This window comes from Ruania halotolerans (assembly GCF_021049285.1).
GTDB lineage: Bacteria > Actinomycetota > Actinomycetes > Actinomycetales > Beutenbergiaceae > Ruania > Ruania halotolerans.
Genome location: NZ_CP088017.1, coordinates 259,172 through 281,944, shown reverse-complemented (window position 1 = coordinate 281,944; position 22,773 = coordinate 259,172). Strand labels below are relative to the sequence as shown.

18 protein-coding genes are annotated in these 22,773 nt (G+C 68.4%); 11 read left to right on the top strand and 7 right to left on the bottom strand.

Annotated elements, in window-relative coordinates:
- Window positions 1–59: 59 nt before the first annotated feature.
- Complete coding sequence (locus tag LQF10_RS01350; RefSeq protein ID WP_231065718.1) at window positions 60–1,178, bottom strand: Ig-like domain-containing protein; 1,119 nt, start codon at window positions 1,176–1,178, stop codon at window positions 60–62.
- A 147-nt stretch (window positions 1,179–1,325) separates the two neighbouring features.
- Window positions 1,326–3,356 (bottom strand): sigma-70 family RNA polymerase sigma factor, encoded by a 2,031-nt coding sequence (locus LQF10_RS01345; RefSeq protein WP_231065717.1) that lies wholly within the window; start codon window positions 3,354–3,356, stop codon window positions 1,326–1,328.
- Between the two features lie 257 nt (window positions 3,357–3,613).
- Here LQF10_RS01345 and LQF10_RS01340 point away from each other — a divergent pair, with 257 nt between their 5' ends.
- On the top strand, window positions 3,614–4,486 hold the full coding sequence (locus tag LQF10_RS01340) for a carbohydrate ABC transporter permease (RefSeq protein WP_231065716.1): 873 nt from the start codon (window positions 3,614–3,616) through the stop codon (window positions 4,484–4,486).
- 14 nt (window positions 4,487–4,500) lie between these two features.
- The gene (locus LQF10_RS01335) at window positions 4,501–5,376 is read left to right on the top strand and encodes a carbohydrate ABC transporter permease (protein WP_231065715.1); all 876 of its coding nucleotides are present in this window, start codon (window positions 4,501–4,503) and stop codon (window positions 5,374–5,376) included.
- A 142-nt stretch (window positions 5,377–5,518) separates the two neighbouring features.
- Here the strand turns inward: LQF10_RS01335 and LQF10_RS01330 are convergent, their stop codons facing one another.
- Entirely contained in the window at window positions 5,519–6,070 is a 552-nt protein-coding gene (locus tag LQF10_RS01330; RefSeq protein WP_231065714.1) for a DinB family protein, read from the bottom strand.
- Between the two features lie 107 nt (window positions 6,071–6,177).
- Here LQF10_RS01330 and LQF10_RS01325 point away from each other — a divergent pair, with 107 nt between their 5' ends.
- Entirely contained in the window at window positions 6,178–7,143 is a 966-nt protein-coding gene (locus tag LQF10_RS01325; protein WP_231065713.1) for a helix-turn-helix transcriptional regulator, read from the top strand.
- Here the strand turns inward: LQF10_RS01325 and LQF10_RS01320 are convergent.
- Complete coding sequence (locus tag LQF10_RS01320) at window positions 7,115–7,864, bottom strand: winged helix-turn-helix transcriptional regulator (protein WP_231065712.1); 750 nt, start codon at window positions 7,862–7,864, stop codon at window positions 7,115–7,117. The two genes, LQF10_RS01325 and LQF10_RS01320, sit on opposite strands and share 29 nt — an antisense overlap.
- A 94-nt stretch (window positions 7,865–7,958) precedes the next feature.
- Here LQF10_RS01320 and LQF10_RS01315 point away from each other — a divergent pair, with 94 nt between their 5' ends.
- Window positions 7,959–8,597, top strand: coding sequence for a maleylpyruvate isomerase family mycothiol-dependent enzyme (locus tag LQF10_RS01315; protein WP_231065711.1), 639 nt, complete (start codon window positions 7,959–7,961; stop codon window positions 8,595–8,597).
- Window positions 8,598–8,658: 61 nt separating this feature from the next.
- Here LQF10_RS01315 and LQF10_RS01310 read toward each other — a convergent pair whose 3' ends face one another.
- Window positions 8,659–11,370, bottom strand: a complete 2,712-nt coding sequence (locus LQF10_RS01310; protein ID WP_231065710.1) for a beta strand repeat-containing protein — start codon at window positions 11,368–11,370, stop codon at window positions 8,659–8,661.
- Window positions 11,371–11,442: 72 nt separating this feature from the next.
- Window positions 11,443–12,606 carry a serine hydrolase domain-containing protein gene (locus tag LQF10_RS01305; RefSeq protein ID WP_231065709.1) on the bottom strand — a complete coding sequence of 388 codons (1,164 nt, stop codon included), beginning with the start codon at window positions 12,604–12,606 and terminating at the stop codon, window positions 11,443–11,445.
- Between the two features lie 14 nt (window positions 12,607–12,620).
- Between LQF10_RS01305 and LQF10_RS01300 the strand changes: the two genes are divergently transcribed.
- Window positions 12,621–13,925, top strand: coding sequence for an alpha-L-fucosidase (locus tag LQF10_RS01300; RefSeq protein WP_231065708.1), 1,305 nt, complete (start codon window positions 12,621–12,623; stop codon window positions 13,923–13,925).
- 586 nt (window positions 13,926–14,511) lie between these two features.
- Window positions 14,512–15,000 carry an AMIN-like domain-containing (lipo)protein gene (locus tag LQF10_RS01295; RefSeq protein WP_231065707.1) on the top strand — a complete coding sequence of 163 codons (489 nt, stop codon included), beginning with the start codon at window positions 14,512–14,514 and terminating at the stop codon, window positions 14,998–15,000.
- A gap of 90 nt (window positions 15,001–15,090) precedes the next feature.
- On the opposite strand, the gene LQF10_RS01290 is transcribed toward LQF10_RS01295, so the two are convergent.
- Window positions 15,091–16,218 (bottom strand): LacI family DNA-binding transcriptional regulator, encoded by a 1,128-nt coding sequence (locus tag LQF10_RS01290; RefSeq protein ID WP_231065706.1) that lies wholly within the window; start codon window positions 16,216–16,218, stop codon window positions 15,091–15,093.
- Between the two features lie 173 nt (window positions 16,219–16,391).
- On the opposite strand from LQF10_RS01290, the gene LQF10_RS01285 reads away from it, so the two are divergent.
- The 5 genes from LQF10_RS01285 (at window position 16,392) to LQF10_RS01265 (ending at window position 22,707) form a co-directional block, all read left to right on the top strand.
- On the top strand, window positions 16,392–17,405 hold the full coding sequence (locus LQF10_RS01285; RefSeq protein ID WP_231065705.1) for a hydroxyacid dehydrogenase: 1,014 nt from the start codon (window positions 16,392–16,394) through the stop codon (window positions 17,403–17,405).
- A gap of 65 nt (window positions 17,406–17,470) precedes the next feature.
- On the top strand, window positions 17,471–19,492 hold the full coding sequence (locus LQF10_RS01280; RefSeq protein WP_231065704.1) for a DUF2264 domain-containing protein: 2,022 nt from the start codon (window positions 17,471–17,473) through the stop codon (window positions 19,490–19,492).
- Window positions 19,489–20,805, top strand: a complete 1,317-nt coding sequence (locus LQF10_RS01275; protein ID WP_231065703.1) for an ABC transporter substrate-binding protein — start codon at window positions 19,489–19,491, stop codon at window positions 20,803–20,805. Before LQF10_RS01280 ends, LQF10_RS01275 begins: the two co-directional genes overlap by 4 nt.
- An 82-nt stretch (window positions 20,806–20,887) precedes the next feature.
- Window positions 20,888–21,820: a carbohydrate ABC transporter permease gene (locus tag LQF10_RS01270; protein WP_231065702.1), complete on the top strand. Its 933-nt coding sequence runs from the start codon at window positions 20,888–20,890 to the stop codon at window positions 21,818–21,820.
- Window positions 21,820–22,707 carry a carbohydrate ABC transporter permease gene (locus LQF10_RS01265; RefSeq protein ID WP_354002613.1) on the top strand — a complete coding sequence of 296 codons (888 nt, stop codon included), beginning with the start codon at window positions 21,820–21,822 and terminating at the stop codon, window positions 22,705–22,707. Before LQF10_RS01270 ends, LQF10_RS01265 begins: the two co-directional genes overlap by 1 nt.
- Window positions 22,708–22,773: the final 66 nt, after the last annotated feature.

Genomic DNA, 22,773 nt, shown 5'->3' with positions numbered 1-22,773 from the left:
GAGCGTGGAGGTGGTGCGGCCCGCGCACCGGGGGAGAAAACGCGGGCCGCACCGGTGGATCAGCGCGCTCTGCGCGTGATCCGGTACAGGAGGCCCGCCGCGCCGAGGAGCGTCAGGGCCGTGACGGGGATCCACCCGAGCGCGCCGCTGGCCGGCGGTTGGGTACGAGGACCGGGAGCTGCGGTGGGTTCGTGGGTCATAGCACCGTGACCGGTGCCCGCGCCGATCGTGCGCTCGATGGTGCTGGTGAACTCATGGGTGCGTTCGTCGATCGTTGCCCGCGCGGAGGCGGTGTAACTCTGCGCGGCCGCGTCGGTCACAGTGCTTGAGTACTGCACCATCAGCGCGGTGCCGGCAGCGACGTTCGGCAGGTCCAGGGTGAAACCAGAGGAGTTGCACGAGAGCACGTTCAAGGAGTCGGCAGGCAGATCGTGGGCGTCGATCACGTCACCGTTGGTGGCGAAGGAGGTCTGCAGGCGCCCGGAGATCTCCGCACAGTTCAGGCGGTGGCCGTCGGAGAGTTCGACCTCCACGGAGGTCTCGCTCAGCGGCCCCACCGGCGTGACGAACCGCCACTGCAGGGCGTTCGCCGCCGCCACCCGATCTTCGTGGGCCCGGTCGCGCCAGTAGCCGTAGAGGCGTGGCTCCCCCGCATCCACGCGATCCGCCGGGATGCGGACGGTTGCCTCGGCCGAGGATGCCGGCCCGGCGAACACCAGCGTCACGTCCTCACCCGCGCCGACCAGGGTGTCGTCCCAACCGGCCATGAACGATCCGGTGCCAGTGATCGTGCCGTGTTCGAGAGCGGCCTCCGTGTAGGTCACGGTGAGCGATTGATCGTCGACGGCGGCCCTCGCCACGGTCTCGCCCGTTGCTGTGCGTACGTCGAAGCCATCGCTGAGCGGTATCAGTTCGGCCGGGAGCGTGAGCGAGAATCCGTCACCGGTCCGGGCGGCCGGATCCGACCAGGTGATCGTCACCGGGAAGGACTCCCACAGATTGCTGGAGGCGTCGTCGAGGGAAACGGACCAGGAAAGCGCCTCCGTCTGCGCGTCGGTTGCCGGTCCAGGGTCCGGCCGGCTCCACGGGCTCAGCGCGTAGGGCCCCACGGCCGGGATGGCGAGCAGCACCACCACGATCGAGATGCCGGCGAGGACAAGTGCGCGAGTTCTGGACACGACGGGTTCCGTTCAATGGGAGGTCGGTGCGCCCCCATCGAGAACTGCAGGGGCGCTCTGACACCTCACACGCAGCACCGGCCCAGTCATGACGCCAACAAGTGCGTGACGCTCGTCACAGGCGGGTCACCGCGCACCGGCATGTGCTCACATCGCGGTGAAAGTCGTTTCGCGTAGTGCGCCAATCTCGCCCGTGTCCGGATCGCTGAAGCGCGTTCCGTAGGTGTGCTCCCCCGCATCCGCGGGGATGAAATGGTCGACTTCCCGATCAGTCGCGGCCGGCGGGAAGTACGTGGGCTCGCCCGCGACGAGCACCTCGTACCCATGGCCGGCGGGCACGGCGATCCGCACCCACACGGTCAGCTCGCCGCCGCCCGCAGCCACGCGCCCCACCGTGGACCCGTCCGCGGGCTGGAGGATCACCGGGGCACTGAAGGTGTACGGCTCGGTGGATGAGCTCGGCGCGGACGCGGTGCCTTCGACCTCTTGGACAGCGTGATAGCTGGTGGCGACGTCTGGCTGCCCCGGAGTGGGGGACATCGTCCAGGTGCCATCCGCTGCGGCCGTGGTCGAACCGACCTCGACGCCCGCATCGTTGAGGATTCGGACGAGGGCACCCGGCTCCGCCGTACCCGCCAGTGCGACGGGGAACGCATAGGTGCCCCCGGCAGGCGCAGTCACGGTCGGCGGGTCCGGCGTCGGGTCTGGGTCTGGCGTCGGGTCTGGGTCTGGAGTGGGATCGGGGTCTGGAGTGGGATCGGGATCGGGGGTTGGTTCCGGAGCCGGCTGGGTGACCGGTCCCGAGGCCGGATCAGGATCCCGCTGCTGCTGCCGTGGACCCGGTGCGGCGGTGTCGATCCGAGGTGGCCTCGAGGAGGTGCCGGACTCAGTGGTCTCAGACTCGTCGTTGCCGGGGAACCCGTCCGGCGATTCAGCTGGCGGCGTCGGCTCAGCAGTCGCTTCACGCTCGTCGTCGCCGACGGGGTTGTCGTCTGGCGAAGGGGCCGCAGGCGCGGCGTGATCGGGAGGTTCGCCCGTCCTGTCGTCCTCACGCGGATCACCGGTGGCAACGATCACCGCCACGATCACCGCCACGACTGCCGCGGCCACAGTGATCGACCACCGGCGGGCAGCACCAGGGTGGCGTAGCCAGCCCGGCAGGAAGGCTGGAGCCGCTCCTGCGGTCTGCGCGGCATGCGCCGCCGCCCCGGCACCCCCTGCACCCTGCGCGGCATGCGCCACCACCCCGGCACCCCCTGCACCCTGCGCGGCATGCGCCGCACCGGCGCCGCCGACTGTGAGCACCCCGGTGGCGGCCGCCGTCGCACCGGCGGGCGGGCCACCGGCACCAGCGCTGGGTCCGGACCCGACCACGGCGTCGCTGAGGCTGCCCAGAAGGCTCGGCGAACCTAGAACGACCGGGATCAGCAGTCCCCGCATCCGGGTCGAGACGTCCCGCAATTCCTCCAGCGCGAGGGTACAACTGGCACAGGTTTCCAGGTGCGCCTCCACTCGGGCGGACCGAGTGGGGCTGAGCTGGCCGCGTTCGTACTCACCGAGCAAGCCGGCACTCTGCCGGCATCGTTCATCCGCGGAGGCAACACTGACATGCGCCTGCAGCCACGCGGTCCGCAAGCCCTCGCGCGCCCGGCGGGAGAGTTGCGCCACGGCGTTCGGACTCTGGCGGAGATGTGCTGCCAGGGAGCGCGGCGTCCGGCCCTCGACTTCGGTCAGCCATAGCACTTCCTGCCAGTTCTTCGGCAGCGCGCTGAAGGCCTCAGTCACGAGGCCCCGATCGAGCAGTTCGTCGATGCCGTCGAGAACTACATGCTCACCCGGCGCCGTCGTCGCTTCGACATCGTCGACCGGAACCTCCTTCGGGCGCCGAGACCGGTCAGTGAACTCGTTGCGCACAGCACGCATGAGGTACCCCACAAATCCTTCCCTCGGTCCCCCGCCGTTGTGGATGACCTTGAGAATCCTCAGGAACGCTTCCTGAACCACATCCTGCGCATCGTGCGCAGGAGCGAACCGCCGTGCCAGTCGGACTGCGGCATGGAGGTGGCGGCGATAGAGCGCGGAATACGCCGCAGTGTCGCCGGCACGCACCATCGCGAGTAACTCGTCGTCAGATTGCTCCTCGAACGCAGCACTCCCACCGTGTTGTGAGTTGTTCATGATTCCCCGAGCCTGAACGTGAGCGCACGCTCGTCGCGCGCTCGTGTCGACGGTTGCCGGACTCACCCGGAGCCGTCGTGAGACGTCACGCACCAGGTGCCGTTCTGTGACGTCATAGTGATCGACCTCACACAAGTTCGCGGGGGGCGCGCGCGCTCATCGTAACCACACCGCGCTCCATCGACACTGGTGGTCGCACATGTTCGCTCGGTCACCTCGTCTAGGCTCACCGCAGGCACATAGCGAGAGGAGCGCGGGTGAACGCACGACGGCGGCACGAGGCCCGAGCGGCCTACGCGATGCTGCTGCCGAGTTTCGTCGGCGTGGGCGGGTTCCTCCTTCTACCGGTGCTGGTGGTGCTGGGGCTCTCCCTGATGGAATGGGACTTGATCTCGCCCGCTCGATGGGTGGGCCTGGAGAACTACCAGTACCTCCTCACCTCGGAGCGGTTCGCGAACTCGCTGTGGGTCACCACCGTGTTCACCGTGCTGTCCATCCCGACGGCGATCGCGATCGGCCTGTTGCTGGCGATCGCCGTCAACCGGGGCCTGCCCGGAACGAGCTGGCTGCGGGTGCTGTACGTGCTGCCGTGGGTGAGCGCCCCGTTGGCACTGGGTGTGGTGTGGAAGTGGATCTTGGACCCTTCCTACGGGGTGCTGAACGCGCTGATCGGGCGCCGGGTGGAATGGCTCACCGACCCCCAACTCGCCTTGCCCGCCGTGGTGTTCGTGCAGATCTGGACGACCGTGGGATACATCTCGTTGTTCTTCCTGGCCGGACTGCAACAGATCCCGGTGGCGGTGTACGAGGCGGCGATGCTCGACGGCGCCGGCAAGGTCCGGACCCTGCGGTCCATCACGCTGCCGCTACTGCGCCCCACCATGTTCTTCGTCACGGTCACCTCCGTGATCGCCTCGTTCCAGGTGTTCGACTCCATCTATGCGATGACCCGCGGCGGCCCCGCGTTCCGTACTGATGTGATCGCGAGCCGAATCTATGACGAGGCGTTCGTGAACCTGCGCCTGGGGCGGGCCGCGGCGATGGCCGTGGTGCTCTTCCTGGTGCTCGTGGCGATCACCCTTATTCAGCAGCGCTACTTCCGGCGCCGGATCACCTACGACATGTCATGAGGGGAGGCGAGCCAATGACCACGCCCACGCGGCGCACCGGAGGCAACCGGACGCCGTCGGCACGCGCCTCGCGGCTGCTCGCGAACAGCCTGACCTATGCGTTCCTCATCGCGGGTGCAGCCCTGATGCTCGGACCGTTCCTGTTCTCGCTGCTCACCTCGCTGAAGACCTCCCGTCAGTTCAATACGACGTGGCCGGTGAGCCTGCCGGACCCGGCCACCGCAGAGAACTTCACCGCACTCTTCTCCGAGCAGTACAACTTCGTGGTGCCGATCGCCGTCACGGCACAGGTGGTGCTGGTGCTCGTACTCGGTCAGATGGTCTGTTCCATCCTGGCCGCCTACGCCTTCGCCCAGCTCGACTTCCCCGGGCGGGACACACTGTTCTGGGTGTACATCGCCACCTTGATGATTCCTGCGGTGGTCACCATCATCCCGCTGTACTCGATCATGACCTCCCTCGGGTTGAAGAACACTTTCCTCGGCTTGGTGCTGCCGTTCATGTTCGGCTCCCCGTATGCGATCTTCCTGCTCCGGGAGAATTTCCGGTCCACCCCCGCGGATGTGCTGGATGCCGCGACCATCGACGGCGCCGGCATCTGGCGCCGCCTGTGGCAGATCATGGTGCCGATGAACAAGCCGATCCTGGCCACTCTGCTGCTCATCACCGTGGTGACCCAGTGGAACAACTTCCTCTGGCCGCTGATCATCGCCCCGGCCGAAGAATGGAACGTCATCACCGTGGCCACCGCCGCGCTGCAGACCCAGTACGCGGGCAACTGGACGCTGGTGATGGCGGCCACCACGATCGCGATCGCGCCGCTGGTGACGTTGTTCATCATTTTCCAGAAGCAGATCACGTCGAGCCTCGGGGTCACCGGGGTGCGCTGAGCTCCAGCAGCCACATCCGACCACCAGCCCCGCCGCACCCGACCACCAGCCCCGCCGCATCTGAACGCAGTTTTCGTGTATGAACCCAGCGTGTGAGGGGTTCACACACGAGAACTGGGTTCAGATGGCACGAGGAACTGGCTCATCCCATACTCTTCGCCCCGTCCAGGGACTCGCGGATGATGTCGGCGTGGCCGGAGTGCTGAGCGGTCTCGGCCACGATATGCAAGAGCGCGCGGCGCACAGACCAGGTGGCGTCGGTGAACCAGGGCGCCTTCGGCAGCTCATGGATCGTGTCGAGGTCAACGTCCGCCAGCACTTCGTCGGTACGGGCGGCAGTCTCGGCGTAGTGCGCGAGGAGCTCGTCCAGCGTCTCCTCGGGAAGCGTCCGGAACTCCCTCGCGAACGCCTCAAGCACGTCCGGCGGGATGCTGGCGAAGTCGGCACCGTCCCAGTCCATCTCGGCCTTCCCGTGCAGGATGAACGTTCGCCACTGTTCCTCCACGGAGGTGACGTGCTTGATGAGGCCTCCCACTGTCAGTTCGCTCACGGTGGTGCGAGTGCGGGCCTGATCGTCGGTCAGGTCACGCGCAGTGAAGCGCAGGAAGTGCCGGGCATTGCTCAAGACCTGCAAGAGGTCGGCGCGCTCGCCGGTCAGTTCGGTGGTCACGGTGGCCATCGTGGATTCGCTCATGATTCTCCTTCGATCCGGCAGCGGATTGCCGCTTGGAGTGGCTGTATCTCCACGCTAGGTGCCATTAGTGTCAGTTTCTGGCCGCTATCCGCGGGAGGATCGATGTCATGAGTACGGGCTCGCGCACTCTCCGCCTGTTGTCGCTCCTGCAGACGCATCGCTACTGGTCGGGCGACGACTTGGCCGACCGCCTCGAGGTGTCGATTCGCACGCTGCGCCGGGATGTCGATCGACTGCGAGACCTCGGCTATCCGGTTCAGGCGGACCGCGGTGTGGGCGGCGGCTATCAACTCGCACCCGGTGCGGCGATGCCGCCACTGGTGCTGGATGACGAGGGAGCCGTTGCCCTCGTGGTGGGACTGCAAGCTGCGGCGACCTCAAGCGTGGCCGGGGTGGCGGACGCCTCCGTGCGGGCCCTGGCCACAGTGGTGCCAGTGCTGCCGAAACGGCTACGGCGGCGGGTCGAGGCGATCGGTGCGGCCACGGTCACATTGGGGCCGGCGGGCCCGGTCCGGGACGTGACCGATCCCGGGACCCTCGTGGTGCTGGCCCAGGCGAGCCGGGACGCTGAGCGGGTGCGGTTCGGCTACACCAGTGCCAGCGGCCATCTCAGTCATCGAACGGTCGAGCCTGTTCGGCTGGTCACGGTCGGGCGGCGGTACTACCTGCTCGCGTATGACCTCGACCGGTCGGACTGGCGCAGCTTCCGGCTGGACCGGCTCGACGACCCGCAACCGACCGGCCACCGGTTCCGACCGCGGGAGGTGCCCGGCGGTGATGCTGCCGCCTATGTTCGCGACAGTCTGCGCCGATCTGATCGCCATCCCGAGGTCAGCGCCGAGTTGGCCGCCGAGGCCGATCAGGTCCGCGAGCGCATCGGGCGCTGGTTCGAGGTCACCGAGACAGGGCCGGGGCGCTGCCGGGTGCACGCCGAGGGCATTGATCCGGAATGGATGGCCTTCTCTCTGGCGCACGCCGGCGCGGAGATCCTCGCCGTGGAACCGGCCGAGGTACGCGAGGTGATGCGCTCCTGGGCGAGCCGGTTCACACGAGCGGTCGGACCGCCGTCGTGACCTGCTCACTGACGCGCTCAGACGCACCAGCCAGCCCACCGCGTTCGGCGGCCAGCCCCGTGGCCCGGAGGAGGGCCTCGACCGCTGTGCGAGAACCCACCGCCCGAATCATGGGACGCATCTCGAGCGTGGCGCCACCGATGATGCAGGCCTTCCAGTCGGAGGTCGCCGCGGACACCTCCGCATCTGCTGGTGCCGGCGTTGGGTCCTTCTCGATCGTCGTCAGGTCCTCGGTGACGCGCGCGGTGTAGGTCACCGGATCACTGTCGAGGAGTCGCGAGTCCGTGAGCGCGAGTGTGACGGTCACGGGCTCGGCGAGGGTGGCGTCACCGCGCGCGTGGGCACGCATCGCGAGAACGAGAGTGTCCGGACTCATGTCTGCGTCCCAGGCCAGCTCGGGGGACTCGGACGCCCACATCGACAACGCGGTGTTGACGTCCTCGAGACGCGCGCCCCACGGCGTGAGCGCGTAGACGTCGACCCGTGCCGGAGCGGGAAGGGTCCGACGCTCTGCGATCCCGTGAGCTTCCAGGTCTCGAAGTCTCTGCGACAGCACTGTCGGACTAATACCCACGACATCGCGCTGCAGTTCAGCGAACCGTTTGGGCCCGAGCAGCAACTCCCGGACCACGATCAGCGCCCACCTCTCACCGATGAGATCGAGCGCGTGCGCAGCGGCGCAGCCGTCGTTGTACGAACTGTAGGTACGGCGCGAACTCATTGACCCATCATAAGCCATTTTAGCTCTTGCTTTCATAGCGTTCACTACTGTTAGTGTAGCGGCACGTACCAGGCGAGGCGATGAGGTGGATGAGATGGGTCTGACGACTAGGGAGATCTGGGAACTGGTGCACGCGGAGCGACGGCAACTCGCCGATGACCTCGCGGCGCTCACGGCTCCCCAGTGGGAGACGCCGTCACTGTGCGAGGGGTGGTCCGTGCACGATGTGCTGGCCCACCTCCTCGAGACGGCACGCGTCGGCCGGCTCGCATTCGTCTGGTCGATGGTGCGTGCGAAGGGTGACTTCGACCGAGCCAATGAGAATGGCGTCCGGCGCTACCGGCGCGCCGACCCCGGCCAGACCCTCGCTGACTTCCGCGCCGCGAGCCACCTACGGAAGACACCACCCGCACACCGTGCCACGCGCCTGGTGGAGGCGATCGTGCACGGCGAGGACATCCGCCGTCCGCTGGGTATTACCGCCGACTATCCGAGCGCCGCGATCCAGGATGCACTGGAGTATCAGCTCCGCACACCGTCCTCGTTCGGTGGCAGCCGCGAGCGCACCGATGGACTGCGCCTGGTCGACGTCGAGACTGGTCACAGCTGGGGCACCGGTTCTGAGGTGACTGGCGCCGGAGTCGATCTGCTACTTGCCGCGTGCGGCCGCCCGCTCGACCACGCCCTGCTGTCGGGACCGGGTGCGCCCCGCCTCGTGGCCCAGGGCGCGTAACCCCCGCAGGCCGTGGGGACGTCGTCAGGAGATCAGTGAGCCTCCGGCCAACGACGGGCGGTCACCGCCGCCGTGGGCGGCGAGCCGCGTGCAGGATCAGGCCAGCGGCGATGAGGAGGGCGGCGCCGAAAGCCCCGACGAACAGCTCGGTGCCCGTGGTGGGCAACGGACCGTCCGCACCGTCTGACCCTCGCTCGGTCGGGTCCTCCGATGGGGTGACCGGTTCTGCGGTGACGATGATGTCGATCGTCGCCTGCGCACCGCCGGTATGGACGGCGGTGATCGTGTGCGCCGATGCGGCGGGGAACGTGATCTCGTTGCCGCTCACCACGTCGGTGTCGACATCGCTAGTGAACGTCGTCTGATCGGTCACATCGCCTGTGGAGTTGTCGAACTGGTCCACGCCGCTGGCGGCGATCGTGACCGACCCACCCTGGTCAACGGTGGGGGACGATGCCACCAGGATCAATCCGACCGTGGCACCGGGCACGACGGTGAGCGTGATCGTTCCGGTCAGGTCACTCGCAGCCGTGGGGACGATGAGCTCGGCCTCGTACACCCCGGCCAGAGTGGAGGTCATGGTGACCTCGCCGGTGCCGGCGTCCACCGCCGTCGTCACCGCGCCGCCGGCATCGCTCAGCGTCCACGTGGCGGGGTCGGTCGGGTAGGGATCGCCGAACTCGTCGGTCACGATCGGGGTGAAGGTGATCGACTCACCGGCAGTGATCGTGGCAGCGTCGTCGGGCACGCCGGTAGCCAGTGTGGGCGAGGTCGCCCACCAGGCATGGGTGAGGACCTCGACCGCAGTGCCGTCAGGGCTGGTGCCGGGCAGCACGGTCTCGGCGAAGAACGGATCCCCACCTCCCCCGGCTTCAGTGCGCCACCCCTTGAAGACGTCCGCATCACGTGCCGGATCGGCCGGCAAGGCACGGGCGCCGGACTCGAAGGACGGCGCAAAGACCGTCACCGGATCCACCAACGTGCCACCGTCGGTGTCGAAGGCGACGCCGTAGTGGTGGTCGAGCACCGTGACGCCACCATCGAGTACGAGGTCGGCGGTCAACGTGATGGCCCCGCCGTTGTCGATCTGACCGGTGCCGAGCAGCGCCGCACCCACGGCGGGCTGGTCCTCAGAGCCCACCAACCGGCCCGTCTCGCCGATCGTGACCTCCGCGGCCGGATCCGTATTAGGGATCACCAGATTGCCGGTGGGCACGCGCAGCGTGCCCTCCACGTGCAGCGTGCCGAAGCTCGTGCCGAATGTCCCCGCCCCGATCGCGCTGTGACCGCCACTGGCTTCCACCACGGCAGTCGCTCCGACCACCGTCTCCCCACCGAGGCCGTCGATCCCGCCGCCGATTCCGGCCGCGTCGATGCCACCGGTGGCGGTCACCGTACCGCCCTCGATGTTGAGCGGTCCGGCATCACCGCTGTAGCCCCCGCCGATCCCCGCGGCCTCCGTGCCACCGGCGGCCACCACGGAGCCACCGGAGATCGCGATGGGGCCGACCGGGGCCTCGAAGCCGCCCCCGATCCCGGCCCCGAAGGTCCCGCCTGTCGCGGTGGTGGCGCCACCGCCGATCGTGATCGTCGGACCGGGGACCCCGCCGCTGGTACCGCTACCGATTCCAGGCCCGTTGGACCCACCGGTTGCGGTGACGGCGCCGCCACTGATCGCGATGTCGCCACCACCGGGGCCTTCGAACCCGCTGCCGATACCCGCACCGTTGGTTCCGCCGGTGGTTGTGACCGCGCCGTCGGTGATAATGGTGGTGCCGGCCGCACCGTCGCGACCGCCGCCGATCCCGGCTCCTTGGTCACCGCCGTGGGCGGTGACGGTGCCGCCGCCGATCGTGGTCGCTCCCCCGGCGCCGCTGAAGCCGCCGCCGATGCCTGCCGCAAACGTGCCGCCAGATGCGGTGACGTCCCCTGCGGTGATCACGGTCGTGCCGCCGTCGGCGAGCGGGCCGCCGCCGATGCCTGCACCGTCGACGCCACCTTCGGTGACGACGGTGCCTCCGGTGATCGTGGTGGTTCCGCCCACGCCGTTGGAGCCGCCGCCGATCCCGGCCGCGAATGTTCCGCCGGAGACCGTGACTGTGCCCCCGTCGATCTGCGTGAGGCCGCCGGCACCGTTGGTGCCGCCGCCAATACCGGCACCACCGTCGTTGCCACCGGTCGCGGTGACGATACCGGCGTTGACTGTGGTGAACCCGCCGGCGCCGCCACTGCCGCCGCCGATCCCCGCGTTCTTCTCCCAGCCTTTGGCTGCCACGGAACCGCCGTTGATGATGACCGTTCCGCCGGCTTCACCGACCCCTCCGCCGATACCGGCACCACCGTTGTTGCCACCGGTGGCGCTGACGGTACCAGCGTCGATCACGAGCGTGGCGCCAGTGGTCTGGATACCGGGCATCGTCACCGCACCGGAGCTGGTCGTCAGGGTTCCGTCGGTACCGGCGGTGTCGTCGATGGTCAGCTGCCGGCCCGCTTCGATCACGATGTTGCGCACGTCGAGGTCGAAGCCAGCGAGGTCGATCTTGACGTCACAGGGGATCGTCAGCTCCGCATCGGGGGCGTTGATGCTGGTGGTGAGCTCCGCCGTCGTCGGTGAGACGCAGCCAAGGAGGAGAGCGTCGAGTTCGGCCAGGCCGCCCACGGGGTCGGCGGCTGCCGACGGCGCCTGGGCGAGTGTGAACGCTCCGATGAGCACCGCCGTGGCCGCCGCCCCTGTGTGTTGACGGGACCATCTCCGTCGCCGTGTGTCCCGCATGGTGAGAACATAGCGCTCGCAGTACCTGCAGAGATAGCGGAATCTCGAGCACGCTTTCGCACCTATGCGTGCTCAGCTGCTCCCGAGCAGTTCCTCGAATGCCCGGAACGCCTCCGGCGGTTCGGGGGAGGTCCACATCCGGTTCGTGAGCAGGATCCCGGTGCGGTCGGTGACCGGATCGGTGAACCAGCGCGAGCCAAGGCCACCGTCCCACCCGTGACTTCCCGCCGAAAGCCCGCTCGGGGCCGGCCGGGTGAGCACGCCGCAGCCGTATCCCCAGCCCGAGCCGCCGTCAGCGGCAGGACCGCCCCGGGCGAGCACCTCCGCATCGAGCTGGTTCGTGGTCATGGCTCGCACCAGATCGTTGCTCACCACGCGTTGATCGCCGACGGCGCCCCCTGAGCGCACCAGGTCGGTGAACCGTGCGTAGTCGCTCGCCGTGGAGACGAGGCCGGCGTCGCCACCGTCGGCAGGGGGTCGCGCAGCCCATTGACCATCGGCCGGGTCGTAGACGTCGGTGCCTACAGCGAAACAGGCACCGAAGCGGCTCATGCTCTCAGGCGGCACATGGAAACCCGTGTCGGTCATGCCGAGCGGTGCGAAGATCCGCTCGGCCATCACCTCACCCAGCCGCGCCCCGGCGACGCGTTCGATCAGCATGCCGAGCACCACCGAGGAGGTGTTGTAGAGCCAACGCTGGCCAGGTTGGGCCTGCAGCGGCAGGTCGCTCGCAGCGGCCAGCCATTCGTCCGTTGGCAACGCTCCCGCGGGAGCGGGCGGGCCGGGCGCGGCGCCACGTTCGGCCCATGCCGCGCCGAGCGGCGTGGGCGAGAAGTCGGTGAAGTCCATCCCCCACCCGCAGGTGTTGGTGAGCAGGTCGAGCATCGTGATCGGTCGATCCGCCGGGACTGTGTCCTCCAGCTCGGCATGCGGGTGGCGGAGCACGCGCCGGTCAGCGAGCTCCGGAAGGTAGGGATCCACCGGGTCGGTCAGGCTGATGGCATGGTCATCCACGAGCATCAGGGCAACGAGTGCAGTGACCGGCTTGGTCATCGACGCGATCCGGAAAATCGTGTCGGTCCGGACCGGCTCGGCGCCGGCCAGGTCGCGGTGGCCGAGGGCTCCGGTGAGCGCCTGGTCCCGGTCGCGGACCGACCAGGTGAGTCCAGGGATGTTGTCGGAGCCCACGTGCGGAGCGAGGGCGTCGTTCACTGTCGGCGCGGTGAGGTTTCTCATGCTGGGATAGACCGGTGACCGCATCGAAACTCATCGCTCATTCCCCCAGTGTGCCCCGACCCACCGACGCTCAGCTGGCCTGGCAGGGGCTCGAGCTGGGGGTCTTCTTCCATATCGGCGTGAACACGTTCGCGGGAAGGGAGTGGAGCGACGGCACCCTGCCGGCCGAGTCGTTCGCGCCGACGCGCCTGGATGCGGCCCAATGGGTGCGCACCGCTGCGGAGGCGGGCGCGCGGTATGTGGTGCTCACCGCCAAGCACCATGACGGGTTCTGCCTGTGGCCCACCGCCACCACCGACTACTCGGTGGCGTCCTCGCCGTGGCGCGACGGCCGCGGAGACCTGGTGGCCGAGGTGGCCGCGGCATGCCGGGAGCAAGGAATCGGGCTGGGGCTGTACCTCTCCCCGTGGGATCGGCACGCTCCCGAGTACCCGGACCCAGCTGCCTACGACGCGTTGTATCTTGCTCAGCTGCGCGAGCTCTGCACGAACTACGGCGAGCTGGTGGAGCTCTGGTTCGACGGTGCCGGGTCCGCAGGGCGCAGCTACGACTGGGAGTCGATCATGGCGCTGACGGCCGAACTGCAGCCCGGGGCGATGGTGTTCAACATGGGCACTCCCACGATCCGATGGATCGGCAACGAGGACGGTCTGGCTGGCGATCCGGTGCGCTACGCCGTCGATTCCGCCAGCCTGGACAACTACACCGACGCGGTGATCGACCTCGGTGCGGCCAGATACGTACCGCCCGAGGCAGACGTCTCGATCCGGCAGGGGTGGTTCTGGGCGGCCGACGATGAGCCGAAGAGCGTGGACCACCTGCTCGCGATCTACTACCGGTCGGTCGGGATGGGCGCGAACCTGCTGCTGAACGTGCCGCCGGATACGCGCGGCCTGATCGACGACGCCGATGTGACGCGCCTGCGGGAGTGGCGCGCCGAGCTGGACCGCCGGTTCGCCTCGCCCGTGCCGGGCGAGCTGTCGCAGATCGCCGACGGCGTCTGGGAGGTGGTCTTCGAGGCTCCGGTGACCTTCGATCACCTGGATCTGGCTGAGTACCTCAACGACGGGCAACGGGTGAGCGCGCACCGGGCGGTCGCCGTCGGGACCTCTGGTGATGGAGCGGAGGGGCCCGTGCTCGCCGAGGGGCGGACCATCGGGCACCGACGCATTCACGCCCACCCGCCGGTCACCACGCACCGGATCCGGATCGAGCTCACCGGTGCTGGCGCGCGACTGGCCGGTGTTCAGGTGCATCACGCGGGCACCCACGAGGTGCCGGAGATCGCCTACCTGGCGCCGACGGACGAGCCGGAGTAGCGGGAGGTCAGTACGGCAGTGCCAGCTGCCAGACGTTCCCTGTGTTCGCACCAGGCAGCAACCGATCGACCCAGCTTCCAAGCGCCGACGCAGCTTCTTACCTATGTCGCCGCCACGAAGTTCGGTCGGCAGCCGGAACCACTGTCCGGGGGAGCCTGACGACGTGGACGAGCTACCTGTCCCTCGGGAGAGACGGACTCGCCGGCCGATCGGCTCCCCGGATGAGAGCGAAAGCGCGTAGCGAGATCGGGGCGGCGGTCGACAGGTCAGGCGTAGCGGCCTAGCGTTAGGGACCATGTGGGGTCGGCCGAAGGGGATTGGCACGCGCGGAGTGGGGCTCATCGCCTCCGCCACCGCAGCCGCAGCGCTGGTGGCTGGGTGCACGGGATCGGATGACTCCTCGCCCTCGGCAGGTACCGGCACATCGAGTACAGCACCCACGACTGCGAGTGAGCCGGACGCGTCGGGCGCACCGGGCGAATCCTCCGAACCTGCGGAGCCGGAGTCCGCTGACCCGCCCACACCAGCTCCGACTCCCGATGACTCGGGCTCCGGGTGCAGAGGCGAGCTCACCTATGCCGACGACATGGACTACTCGCTGCCGAGACCCGAGCCGGGCGAGTTCGTGCCCTACGACTATGCCAGTCAGATTCAGGAACAGAGTGGCGGTGGTCTCGAGCTCGTCGAGCTCCGGACCGCGGGGCACGACGGGTTCGACCGGTTCGTCGCCGAGTACACCCTTCCCCATGGCTACAACGGCGATCCGGGACTCTACGTGGCGTATGTCGACTGCGCGGGCACGGAAGGTACGGGCGAGGAGATTCCCATCACCGGCGCCGACATCCTGCAAGTCTCCATCATCGGCGCCTCCCCGCGCGTCTCCGACGATGGCGTCTGGGCCGAGACGCCCGAGGTCGACCCACCCGGAGCCGCCATCACCGACATCGACTACCAGGAACCGACCGGCGGGTCTCACGTCCTTCACCTGGGCGTCGGCCACGAACGCGCCAACTTCCGCGTGTTCTCCTTGATTGACCCCATGCGCGTGGTGGTCGACGTGCGACACCCGAATTGAGGTCGACCGTCGCCGCGTGGGTTCCCTGAATGTCGCAGATTCGCCGCAGGACGACACTCAGGCAACCCACGGGCACAGCGGAGTCTTCCGTCAGGGGCTCGGCGGCCCGCTCGAGTCGCGCACCATCAAGGTCGGGCTGACCAGCACCCGATGCACCGGCCGGCCGGGGTCGGCCATCCGGGCGGCGAGCAGTCCAACAGCGGTCCGTCCGATGGTCCGCCGCGGCGGCCGGACGGCGGTCAGAGCAGGAGCGGTCATCGCCGCCACCTGGTCGTCATAGGAGACCACCGAGAGGTCGCCGGGCACGCTGATCCCGCGCTCCTCGGCACGCTGAATCAGCCGGATCGCCTCGGGGTCGGAGTGCACCAGCAAGGCGGTGGTGCCCGTGGCCGCCACCTCGTCGATGATCGAATCGATCGCGTCCTCGAAGTCCGGTTGGCGCCGATCCGGGATGGACCGGTCCACCACGCCGGTGGAATCGAGACTGTGGTCGTCGCAGGTAGCGCGCCATCCGGCGCGGATCTGCTGCACGTGGGGCGAGTCCTTGCTCAGCGCCACCCCGACTCGCCGGTGTCCGAGCCCGACGAGGTGGTGCACGGCCATCGCAGTGCCGTCGGCGTGATCGGTGATCACCGACTCCACGCTGCGCCGCACGCCCCCGACCGCCGCCGTGCGTTCCATCAGCACCACCGGCACGGGCGCCTCAGCAAGCCACTCCCGCATCAACTCACCTCCGGCGCCGCGCAACGTGGGCGCCATCAAGAGTCCGCGCGCCCCCGCATCGATCAACCGCTGCACATCACCGCGCTCGTCCGGGGCGTGATAGACCGACCCCCGCAGCGTCACGCGGAGCCCGAGGCGCTGCGCCTCTTCTTCCGCGCCGCGCGCCACATCCGGCCAGTAGTAGTCCAGCGAGGGCACGAGCATGCCGGCGCTGCCGCTGCCGACGGCGGATCCGGCCACCGGCCAGGTTCCGGTCCGCCGGGCTGCGGTGCTCGGGCGAGGGCCGACGGCGGTCGCACCCCCATGCACGCGGCGCACCAGTCCCGCATCGGCCAGTTCGCCCACAGCGCGCCGCACCGTCACCGGGGTGACCCCAAGCTCCGCGGCCAGCTCCGTCACCCGGATCATGCCGCGCTCGGTCACGGCGGCCAACACCTCGGCCTGCCGCGAGCTTGCGCCAGCGAGCCTCGGGTCATCACCCGTCGTTTGCGTCATCACGCCCCTTTGTCATGTGTTCCGCGCCTCGTGCCAGCGTAGACAGTCGGCCGCACACCATCGCACGCTTGCCGCCACGCCGCGCTGGTTGACAGTCCTTATGATCGAATCTACTGTGAGCGATCGTAACAGAGCGTTTTGATTGTTTTTCGATCAGCATCGAAGGAGTTGCCGTGGCGACCATCCGCCCCCACACCACCCTGGTGATGGCGCGTGGCACCTTCGAGCGACAGTTCGGCCCGGAGGAGTACCACCGGCTCGAATCCCTCGCCACCCTTGGCGACCCCGCCTACATACCTGACCTGGCCGCCGTCGGGCCGGAGCGGTTGGCGCTCACGGAGGTGCTGCTCACCTCGTGGGGATGCCCGCCGATCACCGATACGGACCTGGACGCGATGCCGCGGCTGCGCGCCGTGCTGCACGCCGCCGGAAGTGTGCGCGCCCTGCTCCCGCCGAGCGTGCATTCGCGTGGCATCGCCGTGGCCACCGCTGCCGAGCAGAACGCCGTCCCCGTTGCGGAGTACACACTCGCTGCCGTGATCCTCGCGGGCAAGCGGGCCCTCCCACTTGCCGCCGAGGGACGCCTGAACCCCGGTACTTGGGAGTCCTCGTTCGAGACCTCCCAGCTGTCCAACCACGGCCGCAGGATCGGCCTGGTCGGGTTCTCGAAGATCGGCCGCCGTGTGCTCGAGCTGCTCCGCGTGCTCGATCACGGCCCGATCCTGGTGGCCGATCCGATGGCCGATCCGGCCGAGGTGCGCCGGCTGGGCGGCGAACTCGCCCCGCTGGACGTGGTGCTGGCCCAGTCGGAGATCCTCTCCCTGCACGCACCCTTGCTGCCGGAAACGCAGGGGATGATCGGCGCCGACCAGCTGGCGCAGATGCCTGCCGGGGGCACCCTCATCAACACCGCCCGGGGTGCGCTTGTGGACCACGAAGCGCTGTTGTCGGAGTGCGCGAGTGGCCGACTGGACGCGATCCTCGACGTCACCGACCCGGAGCCGCTGCCCGCCGGGCACCCGTTGCTCGCACTGCCGAACGTCACCGTCACCCCGCACCTGGCCGGATCCCTCGGCACCGAGACCCGGCGACTGACCCAGTTCACCCTTGATGGTCTGGAGGCGTTCGTCGCCGGTCAACCGGTACCCGGTGCCGTCACCGACGAGAGTGCGCAGGTGTCCGCATGAGCCGCCGCGACGAGACCGCACTCGATCGCTCGCGAGTGCCCCACATCTCGGGAACATCTCGCGAAATGAGCGAGATTGACCGCACTCGCGTGCGGGGGCGGGAGGACCTGGCCGCGTTCGCGGACGGCCTGCTGGCCGCCGTCGAGCCGTACCGCTCCCCTGCCGGATCACTGATCACCCTCCCCGGCTCCCCGGGCGGATACGGCACCGCCGTGGACGGCCTCGAAGGGTTCGCCCGCACTTTCCTGCTCGCCGGATTCCGGGTGACAGGGGAACGCGGTGCCGACCCGAACCACCTGCTCGAGCGCTACGCTCGCGGCTTCGCAGCCGGCACCGACCCCCACGGCTCTGAACGCTGGGTCCGGCCCACTGAGCACCCGCAGGCAAAGGTCGAAGCCGCCTCGCTCGCGCTCATCCTGGACATGACCCGCCCGTGGCTCTGGAACCACCTCGACCCGGTGGTCCAGGAACAGATCGTCGACTACCTCGCCGAAGTGGTGGGCGATGACACCTACCCCCGGTGCAACTGGCTCTGGTTCCGCGTGAGCGTGGAGACGTTCCTGCGCTCCGTGGGCGGCCCGCACCGTCTCGATGACATCCGCGCCGACCTGGCCCTGCACGATGAGTTCTACGAGCAGGACGGCTGGTACCGGGACGGCGACGAGCGCTCCTACGACCACTACATCGGCTGGGCGATGCACCTCTTCCCCACGCTGTGGGCCCAGATGTCCGGTGCCGCCGACCTCGCCAAGCCCCGCGCCACCCTGGACGCCGAACGCCTGGACCGGTTCCTCGCCGACGCCGTGCACCTGGTCGGCACTGACGGCACCCCGCTGATCCAGGGTCGCAGCCTGATCTACCGGTTCGCCGCTGCCGCCCCGTACTGGGTGGGTGCCCTCGCACAGGTCCCCTCCGTCCCGCTGGGTCAGTTGCGCCGCGCCGCTCTGGGCATGGTGGATCACTTCGCCCAGCACGTGCCCAACGATCGAGGTCTGCTCGACCTCGGCTGGCACCGGCCCTGGCGCGCCCTCGCCCAGTCCTACTCCGGCACTGGATCCCCCTACTGGGCCAGCAAGGGCTTGCTCGGTCTGGCCCTGCCTGCCGATCATCCTGTGTGGAGCGCTCCCGAGGAGGAGCTGCCGCACGAATCGGCCGATGTGGTGCGTTCGATCGCCGCCCCGGGCTGGGTGGTCAGCGGAACCGCTGCCGACGGCGTGGTGCGGGTGAGCAACCACGGCACCGACCATGCCCTCGCCGGCAGCACCGGCGGTGACTCCCCGCTCTACGCTCGCCTCGGCTACTCCACCGCCACCTTCCCGCTCCTGGACGCCGCCTCCTGGCAGGCGCCGCGGGACCAGTCCGTGGTACTCACCGATGCCGCGGGGCGGCGCAGCCACCGCAGCGGGATGCTCACTCTTCCGGTCGACAACACAGCGAGCACCACCGCCATTGCCGCCTCCCGAGCCCGCGCCCACTGGATCCGCCCGGCCGACGAGCAGCAATTGCACGGCTCCGGCGCCCAGGGCGAGGCCACCGACGCCGGCACGATCACCACGATCTCGGTGCTGCACGGGGCGTGGGAGGTCCGGCTGGTGCACCTGGACGACCCCTCTCCAGACGCCACAGCTCTCGAGGCGGGCGGCTGGGCCCTGGCAGACGACTCCGGCGTGGTGGACGAACAGACCAACGGGGCCGGTTCGGACAACTCTGCCTCCGCCGTCGGCACCACCCTGGTGACCCGCACGCACTCCGCCGGCCTGCACGGTCTGCGCGGATGGACGTCGGTTCGCACCGACCACCACGACGATGCCTCCCCGCTCGGCGCCCACGCGTGCGTCGCCATCCTCACCAGCTCACCGACCCCGGGCTGGTACGCCCTGGCACTCGGTCTGGCCGGTATCGGCCGCCTGCCCGCAATCCCCTCCGTCCACATCGATGCGGGTCACGCCCGGATCGAGTGGGCGGACGGCACCGGTACTGCCGTCATCCTGGACAACATCGTTGACCGGGCCGATGGCGGACCATCTGACTCCAGCACAACCACGCCCATCCGGGCACGAGACCTCGAGGAGAGGATCACGCAATGAAGCGCACACTACTGACTGGCGCAGCGGCACTCGCTGCCGCAGCGCTCACGCTCACCGCATGCAGCGGTGACGCCGACGGCGGAAGCAACGGCGGCGACGGCGGTGGCGACGCGTCCGCCGTCGACACCATCACTCTGGCCGGGTGGAGCCTGAGCACCACCCCGGAGTTCCAGGTGCTCGCCGATGCTTACCAGGAGCAGAACCCGGACATCACCGTCGAACTCAAGGAGTACGACGCCACCGAGTACGACACCCAGATGATCGCCGACCTGGCCGCCGGGTCCGCCCCCGACATGTACGTGCTGAAGAACCTGAAGAACTTCTTCACCTACCAGGACGGCGACCAGCTGCTCGACCTGTCCGAGGTGGCCTCGGGCGTGAGCGATGAGGTGACCGGGATGGACGCCTACACCGTGGACGGTGCCACCTACGCCATTCCGTACCGTCAGGATGCCTGGTACCTGTACTACAACAAGGACCTCTTCGATGAGGCCGGGATCGAGTACCCGGACGGTTCCTGGACGTGGGACGACTACGCCGCGACCGCCGAGGAGCTGACCACCGCACTCGCCGATTCCGGTAGCGACGCCCTCGGCACCTACCAGCACAGCTGGCAGTCCACCCTGCAGGGCTTCGCGAACGCTCAGGTCCCGGACGCCGATCTGCTCTCCGGTGAGTGGGAGTACCTGGTGCCCTTCTACGAGCGCGTCGTCGCACTGCAGGACGCCGGCGCGCAGATGGACTTCGGCGCCGTGACCACCAACTCGGTGACCTACCAGGCGCAGTTCGGCACCCAAGAGGCCGCGATGATGCCGATGGGCTCCTGGTACGTGGCCACCCTGCTCGCCCAGCAGGAGAGCGGTGACGCCGATGAGTTCAACTGGGGCTTCGCCCCGGCACCGCAGGTGGACTCGAGCACCACGGACATGCCCGTGACCTTCGCCGACCCGACCGGGATCGGGATCAACCCGGCGGTGGACGCCGACACGGCAGCGGCCGCCCAGGACTTCCTCGCCTTCGTGGCCAGTGAGGACGCCGCTGCCGCGCTTGCCGAGATCGGCATCACCCCGGCGATCACGAGCGACGCGGTGACCGAGACCTACTTCTCGATCGACGGGATCCCCACCGACGAGACCTCACAGTTCGCCTTCTCCACGCACGAGGTGCTCCCGGAGAACCCGGTGGCAGCGGAGACCGCCGCACTGCAGAACATTTTGAATGATGCGCACTCGGCAATCCTCGCCGGCACGGTGTCCCCGGCCGACGGCATTGCTGAGGCGATGGACCGGGCCCAGTCCGAAGTTCTCGGCTGAGCCAGCCCACCCCATACCCGGAGCCGACCGGCCGGTGCGTCCATCGCCGGCCGGTCGGCACCACTGATCAACGAGGAGAACCATGGCGACCACAGCCGTGGACGTAGCCGCAGCCCCGACGCCACCGCCGCGCCGGAATTCCAGGCGGCTCACCCTGCGCCGAACATTCATCGGGTGGACCTTCATCCTCCCGAACTTCATCGGATTCGCGGTGCTCACCCTGACGCCGGTGGTCATCCTGTTCTACCTCGCGTTCACCTCGTGGAACGCATTCGGGCAGGCCAACTGGATCGGCCTGGAGAACTTCCAGCGGCTGATCACCGACGGCACCTTCCACACGGCGCTGGCCAACACCGCCTACTACGCGGTGATGCACATCCCGCTCACGTTGGCGGCCTCCCTCGGCCTGGCGTTGCTGCTGAACCACAAGATGCGCGGGATCGCGTTCTTCCGCACGGTGGCGTTCTTCCCCTACATCACCTCGATCGTGGCCATCGCCGTGGTCTGGAACATGCTGTTCTCCCCCGACTCCGGGCCGATCAACCAGTTCCTGATGGCCCTCGGGATCGACAACCCACCCGGCTGGACCACCTCCGCCACCTGGTCGATGCCCTCGATCGTGCTGGTCAGCGTGTGGCGCGAGATGGGCTACTACATGCTGTTGTTCCTCGCCGGGCTGCAGGCCATCCCGCGCGAGCTCTATGAAGCGGCCCGGGTGGATGGCGCTCACGCGATCCAGCGGTTCTGGAACGTGACCGTGCCGAGCCTGCGGCCCACCACGTTCTTCGTGACCGTGATCCTGACCATCCAGAGCTTCAAGATCCTCGATCTGATCCTGGTGATGACCGACGGCGGCCCCGGCACCTCCACGCTCGTGCTCGCCCAGTACATCTACCGCAAGGGCTTCGAGGAGAACGACTTCGGGTACGCCTCGGCCGTGGCCGTGGTGCTGTTCTTCATCTGCCTCGCCCTCACGGTGGTGCAGTTCCTGCTCAACAAGAGGAGGGAGGTCTGATGGCTACCGTCACCCTCGATCGCCCCAGCACGAACGCCCCGCAACTGCGCAAGGATCCCAAGCAGGGGCGCAGGATCGTCGCACGCGTGGTGCTGTACGCGGCCATGATCGTGGCCGCCGCCGCGATCATGCTGCCGTTCTTCTGGATGGTCACCTCCTCGCTGAAGACCAACAACCAGGTGTTCTCCGTGCCGATCCAGTGGCTCCCGGATCCGGTGGTGTGGGGCAACTACCTGGATATCTGGGCCAAGGCGGACATGCTCAACTGGGTCAAGAACACCTTGATCCTCTCGGTGAGCGTGACCTTCCTGCAGGTCCTCACGGGCAGCTTCGCCGCGTACGGATTCTCCAAGGTGCGGTTCCCGGGCCGGGACGTGCTGTTCCTCACCTACGTGGGCACGATCGCAGTGCCGTGGCAGGCGTACATGATCCCGCAGTTCATCATGCTCTCGAAGGCGGGTCTGTCGAACACGCTATGGTCCATCCTCGCGCTGCAGACGTTCAGCGCATTCGGGGTGTTCCTGATGAAGCAGTACTACGAGTCCATCCCCGAGGAGCTCTCCGAGGCAGCCCGGATCGACGGGCTGTCCGAGTACTCGATCTGGCGCAAGATCGTGCTGCCGCTCTCCGGTCCGGCCGTGGCCACCCTGACGCTGCTGACGTTCGTGAACACCTGGAACGACTACCTCGGCCCGCTCATCTACCTGCGCGACAGGGACATCTGGACGATTCAGATCGGGTTGAAATCCTTCGTCTCGCAGTACAACGCTGAGTACGCTTTGATCATGACCGGCTCGGTGATCTCCGTGCTGCCGATCGCGTTGATCTTCATGCTCGGGCAGCGGTACTTCGTCCAGGGCATCGCCACATCCGGGCTCAAGGGTTGATGATGGCCACCGTGGCGCCATCGAACAGGTCCAGGACGCGGCTGCGCAGGCCCTCCGCCGAGACCT

Bases quoted from the DNA above. Each gene is read 5' to 3' on its own strand.
- LQF10_RS01325 (WP_231065713.1), top strand. From the start codon at position 6,178: ATGAGTACGGGCTCGCGCACTCTCCGCCTGTTGTCGCTCCTGCAGACG.
- LQF10_RS01265 (WP_354002613.1), top strand. From the start codon at position 21,820: ATGGCTACCGTCACCCTCGATCGCCCCAGCACGAACGCCCCGCAACTG.
- LQF10_RS01335 (WP_231065715.1), top strand. From the start codon at position 4,501: ATGACCACGCCCACGCGGCGCACCGGAGGCAACCGGACGCCGTCGGCA.
- LQF10_RS01270 (WP_231065702.1), top strand. From the start codon at position 20,888: ATGGCGACCACAGCCGTGGACGTAGCCGCAGCCCCGACGCCACCGCCG.
- LQF10_RS01280 (WP_231065704.1), top strand. From the start codon at position 17,471: ATGAGCGAGATTGACCGCACTCGCGTGCGGGGGCGGGAGGACCTGGCC.
- LQF10_RS01290 (WP_231065706.1), bottom strand. From the start codon at position 16,218: ATGACGCAAACGACGGGTGATGACCCGAGGCTCGCTGGCGCAAGCTCG.
- LQF10_RS01315 (WP_231065711.1), top strand. From the start codon at position 7,959: ATGGGTCTGACGACTAGGGAGATCTGGGAACTGGTGCACGCGGAGCGA.
- LQF10_RS01320 (WP_231065712.1), bottom strand. From the start codon at position 7,864: ATGAGTTCGCGCCGTACCTACAGTTCGTACAACGACGGCTGCGCCGCT.
- LQF10_RS01295 (WP_231065707.1), top strand. From the start codon at position 14,512: ATGGACTACTCGCTGCCGAGACCCGAGCCGGGCGAGTTCGTGCCCTAC.
- LQF10_RS01345 (WP_231065717.1), bottom strand. From the start codon at position 3,356: ATGAACAACTCACAACACGGTGGGAGTGCTGCGTTCGAGGAGCAATCT.
- LQF10_RS01305 (WP_231065709.1), bottom strand. From the start codon at position 12,606: ATGAGAAACCTCACCGCGCCGACAGTGAACGACGCCCTCGCTCCGCAC.
- LQF10_RS01310 (WP_231065710.1), bottom strand. From the start codon at position 11,370: ATGCGGGACACACGGCGACGGAGATGGTCCCGTCAACACACAGGGGCG.
- LQF10_RS01275 (WP_231065703.1), top strand. From the start codon at position 19,489: ATGAAGCGCACACTACTGACTGGCGCAGCGGCACTCGCTGCCGCAGCG.
- LQF10_RS01330 (WP_231065714.1), bottom strand. From the start codon at position 6,070: ATGAGCGAATCCACGATGGCCACCGTGACCACCGAACTGACCGGCGAG.